The following is a 6,108-nucleotide window of genomic DNA, read 5'->3' as shown; positions in this document are numbered from 1 at the left end:
ATTATTTCATCCCAATGACTAAAGTCATGGGCTTTCATAATGCAGTTTTCGTAACCCGAAATCTCAAATTTTTTATGCTTGCTCATTGGTCTTTTCAATTATTTGGTTTTCAATTTGTAAAGCTGCAGAAAATAAATGTAGAAATAACTGATAGGCCGATGTTGTCGTGTCATAATAATTTTTATAATAGAAAAGAATATGAGTCAAGATTTCAACGGATGTCTCATAGGTAAAATTATAAAAATCAACAACGGGAAAATATACAGAATTCCCGATTGGAATTAATGTGCCGGCAACAAGAGCCCCTTCATGGAAGTAAAATTCTTCATTATTTAAAGAAACCTCCACTTCTTTTCTATTCAGAATATCCTCTATAATATATTTTTGTTGGTCATGCTTATTTCTTATTAAATAAAATTTAGGCACTGCCTTTCCCCACTCATTGAGCCAAGCGGGAATAATTTGTTTTTTCCGGTACTTCATTTTATTTTCTAAAACATATTGATCAATAACATTCATCTCATCGTTCACTGAATTTTGGTAAAGTACATACCACCAAAACAGATTTTGCTCTAATGAAAATTTTTTATTACTTTGCGTTGGATGAAAAGATAAAAACTCATCAATAAACGGTTGCGCCTCGGATAAATATTGTGATAAAACGAAACCGGTAAAGTCATGATAGATATCGATTAATAACAGTTTTTTTAATGGTTCCGGAATTGGATAATCATGGCGGAATTTTTTCGTGCATGATACCGTTTGTGCAAATTCGACTACATTTGTATTTTGTGTTCTCATTCCTTCAGTCCTCTCATTATTACAATTTCATTATTGAGGGTATTGTTAACAGAACGAAAAATGAAAACTGGAGGTACGAGAAAGGAAAATCAAGAGAGGGTTTTGTATATATTTTACATTTTTTCTGAATATTGGTCAAGGACCTATTATGCATGAACAACACGGGAAACCATATGAATTTTTGCGGCCACATTAGTATAAATTTCATAGATGTTCTTTTAAAAATTCTGCCTCACTACCCGACTTAATTTTTTTCTGAATGGCAGTTTATTGCTTATTTATTTTCAGGATCATTAGTTTAGGAAAAGCAATACATATTTTAGGACATGATAATTCTATATTCGGGTTCCTAAAAAATTCGCTTCATTCATGATATATTTTTCACAAAAAATACCTTTCTAAATAAAGGTAAAGGTGCTACTATATATGAGGACTAAAAATCATCATTTTTTAAAACGAGGTTTAATTTCAAATGGAAACGACAATGACAAAGAAAACAAATATAAGTACTTTCGTTGACTTATTTTGTATGGTTCTCGGGACAATCATTACTGCTTTTGCACTAAATATGTTTACCATACCGGCAGGGTTATTATCCGGCGGGGTAAGCGGTTTTTCCCAATTACTCAACCATTTTATTCCTATTAACGTCGGTGTTTATTATTTCCTTTTAAATATACCATTACTGATCTTAGGGTATATTTATCTGGGCAAAAAATTTAGCTTCTATACAATATTAGCAACAAGTTTAGTTTCGTTTTTCTTATTAATAGTCCCGATTAAACATATTTGGACGGATGATCCTTTACTATCTGCTATTTTCGGTGGGGTTTTAAATGCGGTCGGTTGTGGTCTTGTTCTCCGTCGCGGCGGTTCGGAAGGCGGTTTTGATATATTATCACGGGTGATTGCAAAATATCGTAATATCACAGTCGGAAAGTCAAACTTAATTATTAATACAATTATTGTTATTTTATCCGGCTTTATTTTTAATAGCGAAATTGCCTTGTACACCATTATATCGTTTTATTCATCCATGAAAACTTATAATATTATCTTAAACCACGTTGATCGCATCTCATTATTGATTATTACAGATAAAGGGAAAGAAGTGAACGAGGCGATTACAAAAGAACTTCATCGAGGGACGACAATGTGGAATGCAAGCGGTGGCTATACCCAAAAGGACAAAACAGTGTTGTATTGTGTTATCATGAAAGGTGAAATGCATCAATTAAAACAAATTGTGAAATCAGCAGATCCAAAATCATTTGTCAGCATTATTTCAACGCAAAACGTAATTGGTCGGTTTCATCAGATTTGGTAAAGAAAACTCGGCAACTGTCGAACCTCTAGGCGAGAGCAGAGTCATAGTCAGCGAAAAAATATTATCGCTTGCGAGGTAATGCTACTGAAGCCTCTCTAGTTCACCGAAAAAATATAAAATGTCCCGCAATAAGCGAATTCGTATATTTGCCGGACATTTTTGCATTTTAAACGTAAAAAAATACGTCTTTCATAGATGGCCCATTTTGAGTAAGCCGAAAAAATATCTGAACCAAAAACAGAATAAAAGACATAACATATTAGCCAACGTCAACATGTTATGTCTTTAACATTCTTTTTTCCCACCATAACGGCGAGACAAGCCCCCATATCAAGATACTTCATTTAAAAAGGTGGGATAAACAGCCCGTTCAACTAACCATTAGTAAGGAATGAAGAACCTCCCACGTATTTATTTCCCTAATGTCAATAACATTTCCCGAACGGTTTTACATGCCACTGCAGTTGATGCGCCTGAAGGGTCATATGGTGGTGATAACTCAACCACGTCTGCCGCAACAATTTGGTTCAATTTTTGCATATGCCCAATTGCATCTAATAAATCACGATATGAAATTCCACCCGGTTCCGGTGTTCCAGTGCCGGGAAAAATGCCCGGATCAAGAACATCAAGATCAATCGTAATATAAACAGGCACATTAGCTAATTCGTCCATCTTTTCCGCAAATGTTTCAAGAGAAAATTTTTCCAAATATGTATGTTCTTTTGCCCATTCAAATTCTTCTTTTAAACCGGAGCGAATCCCGAATTGGAAAATCCGACCGTCACCGAGAAACCCATGACAATTGCGAATGACTGAAGCGTGGGACAGTTTTTCACCTAAATAATGTTCACGTAGATCGGTATGCGCATCAATATGGATCAAATGTAAGTCCGAATATTTTTCATATGCTGCTTTAATTGAAGAAAGACTAACAAGGTGTTCTCCCCCTACCATTAGAAATTTCTTCCCATCAGTTAAAACGCCCCGGCTATATTCAAAAATAATATCCATTACCTTTTCGGTATTTCCAAATGGCAAGTCTAAGTCCCCACCGTCAAAAACAGCTATATTCTCCAAATCCCGATCCAAATATGGTGAATAAGTTTCCAAACCATATGAATCCGTACGAATTGCCTGCATTGCAAAACGGGTACCCGGACGGAAACTCGTTGTTCCGTCAAAAGGTACCCCGAACAAAACAAGGCTTGCTTCTTCATAAGATTTATCACAACCGATAAAAGTACTTATATTCATTTTTTTATTCCCCATCTACTAGTGCCTCCCTTACGTAATTCGGCAAACAAAACGCCCCGCGGTGGAGTTCGGTATTGTAATATTTTGTTTGAATCTTAAATTTTTTCCAATCTTCCGCGTGTAAATCTAGCAACGGATCGTACACCTTTGAAGCAAAGCCGAATAACCAGTGACCGGAAGGATATGTCGGCATATGGTACTGATAAACATGCGTAATAGGAAAAATATGTTTAATCTTTTTGTGTGCCCTTTTCATATTTTCTGCATATTCAGTAAAATATGGTGACTCATGCTGATTAATTAAGATTCCATCATTTCTTAATACTCGATAACATTCTTGATAAAATTCGATTGTAAAAAGACCTTCTCCTACAGAAATCGGATCAGTGGAATCAACAAGAATTAAATCAAACGACGCATCGGGTGCTTTTTTCACATAAGCCAAACCATCCTCGAATTTCAAGGTCATTCGCGGCTCTTCCTCGATCCCGCCGGCAGTAACAGGTAAATACTTTTGACACAGTCGAAAAACACGTTCATCAATTTCAACCATGACCACTTTTTCCACTGATTTGTACCCTAAAACTTCACGAGCCGTACCGCCATCACCGCCACCGATGATTAGAACTCGTTTTATATTTAGGTTTGTGGCGAATGCGGGGTGAACAATCATCTCGTGGTAAATAAATTCATCTTTTTCATTTACCATCATCAAACCATCTAAAGTGAAAAATGTGCCAAACTCCTTACCCTTATAAAAATCAATTTGTTGGAAAGGTGTTTTTTCACTATAAATTTTCTCATCGTAAGCAATGGAAAATTTGCATTCATCGCTCCACGATTCCGTGTACCAATTCATTTATGACATCATTCCTTCACAACTTTAATATGGTTTGCCTCTTTTGCTTCAGTTAATACACTCCCGATTGTTTGACAGTAATAATGATATTGATTGAGCACCTCGTTGGAAATTAATTCTCCCGGTATAACAAGAGGAATACCCGGCGGATAAATCATCAATGTATCCGCACTTATCCGTCCAACAGCTTGATCAATCGGTATAGATTCTTGCTCAGCATAAAAAGCATCGCGCGGAACAAGAACTAATTTATTTACTTCACTTGTTGTGACGTGAGTAGAAATGATCGTTGCATGTTTTCCATACTTTTTCTCAATATCCTTCAAGGCAAAAACTAGTTTGTCGATGGATTCTTTCGTGTCGAACGAGCTAATCACAGCCATAATGACATATCCTTCAGCCAATTCCATTTGAATGCCGTATTCTTCTTTTAAAATTGTGTAGACATCAAAGCCGGTAAAACCAATTCCATTTACACGGATAACAAGTTTTGTCCAATCATATGATTGTTGGAAATATTTCTCCACGTAGGCTTCTTTTAATACTTCATAGTTCGAATTTGCTTCAATGGACAGAACAGCATCCATTACAATCGGTTTTAATTCCCTATACCGCTTTTTTCCAAACAGAACCATCTCTCTTCGTGCCACATCCAAAGAACTCATTAACAAATAGTTCGCACTTGTTGTTTGTAACATATTCACTATTTTTTGCATACGTTCCGGAGCAATTCGGTTCCCTTTTAATAATAGTAATGAACTTTGGGTTAAGGAACCCCCTGTTTTATGCATGCTAACGGTAACTGCATCAGCTCCGGCTGTAAGAGGATCGATATAGTCATCAGGCATAAAAGCCAAGTGAGCACCATGAGCACTGTCGACAAGAACTGTTACACCCCGTTCGTGGGCGAGTTCACAAATTTCCACCAATTCATTCATTGCACCAAAATAGGTTGGATATGTGACAAGGATTGCTTTCGTTTCCGTATTTTCATTTAATGCCTTTCTTACATTTTTAACAGACACACCGTGGGCAATCCCAAAATGCAAGTCGACTTCGGGTTGAATAAATATCGGTTTTGCCCCGCTCAAAATTATTCCATTCATAACGGATTTATGACAATTTCTCGGTACAAGAAGCGTTTCACCCGGTTTTACTGCTGCTAAAATCATGGCAATAATACCAATTGTCGTACCGTTAACTAAAAAATAAGCATGATCGGCTCCAAATGCATCAGCCGCTAATTCCTGGGCTTCTTTGATTACCGATTGGGGATGGCTTAACAGATCAAGTTCTTTCATTGAGTTGACGTCCATCCGCATTGTCATATCCCCGAGAACCATTCGTAACGGGTTCATTTGTGCCCCCATTTTGTGACCCGGGACATCAAATGGTATAACATCTCTTCTGGCATATTGAACTAGTGTTTGAAATAAGGGCATTTGATTGTGATCTAATTTAGGCGCTGCTTTTATCAACGGTTGTTCAAATTCCAATAGTTTGTTCATCATCGGCAGCCACCACTAACATTAAGTGTAGTAAGCACCTTGTTGGACTCCATTGCCCTATTAGAAAATTGCTCATGTACCTTACAAGTTCCCTCTACGATTCCGCAAAGTTCATTTGTATATCCTTTATCAATGAGTGCAGCGCAGGTAATTTGTACAGTATCATGGACAGCTGTTGCCATATTTTCCCTGCTCGCATGAGTTGTACTTGTTAGTAAAAACACTTCATAAGCTGGTTTTATAAACTGTTTTTGAAGGAAAGTTGAATCCCGCCCTGCATCAGGTATTTGATTCTGATATCCTTCTATTGCAGATTCCGATATGAATAAAAATTTCTCTGCCAATATTAACCACTC

Annotated in this window: 6 protein-coding genes; 1 reads left to right on the top strand and 5 read right to left on the bottom strand. The window is 36.8% G+C overall.

The window, feature by feature from the left end:
* Window positions 1-72: 72 nt before the first annotated feature.
* Window positions 73-801, bottom strand: a complete 729-nt coding sequence (locus LIZ98_RS09390) for a hypothetical protein (protein WP_227139513.1) — start codon at window positions 799-801, stop codon at window positions 73-75.
* Window positions 802-1,273: 472 nt separating this feature from the next.
* Here LIZ98_RS09390 and LIZ98_RS09385 point away from each other — a divergent pair, with 472 nt between their 5' ends.
* Window positions 1,274-2,128, top strand: coding sequence for a YitT family protein (locus LIZ98_RS09385; RefSeq protein ID WP_227139512.1), 855 nt, complete (start codon window positions 1,274-1,276; stop codon window positions 2,126-2,128).
* A gap of 411 nt (window positions 2,129-2,539) precedes the next feature.
* Here the strand turns inward: LIZ98_RS09385 and speB are convergent, their stop codons facing one another.
* Genes speB through LIZ98_RS09365 form a run of 4 tightly spaced genes read right to left on the bottom strand, consistent with a single transcriptional unit; the run spans window position 2,540 to window position 6,096 of the window.
* Window positions 2,540-3,400: an agmatinase gene (gene speB / locus LIZ98_RS09380; protein WP_034770421.1), complete on the bottom strand. Its 861-nt coding sequence runs from the start codon at window positions 3,398-3,400 to the stop codon at window positions 2,540-2,542.
* Entirely contained in the window at window positions 3,390-4,244 is an 855-nt protein-coding gene (speE, locus tag LIZ98_RS09375; protein ID WP_227139511.1) for a polyamine aminopropyltransferase, read from the bottom strand. The genes speB and speE overlap by 11 nt, the downstream gene beginning before the upstream one ends.
* Before the next feature lie 8 nt (window positions 4,245-4,252).
* Complete coding sequence (locus LIZ98_RS09370) at window positions 4,253-5,752, bottom strand: aminotransferase class I/II-fold pyridoxal phosphate-dependent enzyme (RefSeq protein ID WP_227139510.1); 1,500 nt, start codon at window positions 5,750-5,752, stop codon at window positions 4,253-4,255.
* Window positions 5,752-6,096 carry a hypothetical protein gene (locus LIZ98_RS09365; RefSeq protein ID WP_041845815.1) on the bottom strand — a complete coding sequence of 115 codons (345 nt, stop codon included), beginning with the start codon at window positions 6,094-6,096 and terminating at the stop codon, window positions 5,752-5,754. Before LIZ98_RS09365 ends, LIZ98_RS09370 begins: the two co-directional genes overlap by 1 nt.
* Window positions 6,097-6,108: the final 12 nt, after the last annotated feature.

The organism is Caldibacillus sp. 210928-DFI.2.18 (genome assembly GCF_020554505.1).
Classification (GTDB): Bacteria; Bacillota; Bacilli; order Bacillales; family Caldibacillaceae; genus Caldifermentibacillus; species Caldifermentibacillus hisashii.
This window is presented reverse-complemented; position numbering and strand designations above follow the sequence as displayed.

Bases quoted from the DNA above. Each gene is read 5' to 3' on its own strand.
- LIZ98_RS09385 (WP_227139512.1), top strand. From the start codon at position 1,274: ATGGAAACGACAATGACAAAGAAAACAAATATAAGTACTTTCGTTGAC.
- speB (WP_034770421.1), bottom strand. From the start codon at position 3,400: ATGGGGAATAAAAAAATGAATATAAGTACTTTTATCGGTTGTGATAAA.
- LIZ98_RS09370 (WP_227139510.1), bottom strand. From the start codon at position 5,752: ATGAACAAACTATTGGAATTTGAACAACCGTTGATAAAAGCAGCGCCT.
- LIZ98_RS09390 (WP_227139513.1), bottom strand. From the start codon at position 801: ATGAGAACACAAAATACAAATGTAGTCGAATTTGCACAAACGGTATCA.
- speE (WP_227139511.1), bottom strand. From the start codon at position 4,244: ATGAATTGGTACACGGAATCGTGGAGCGATGAATGCAAATTTTCCATT.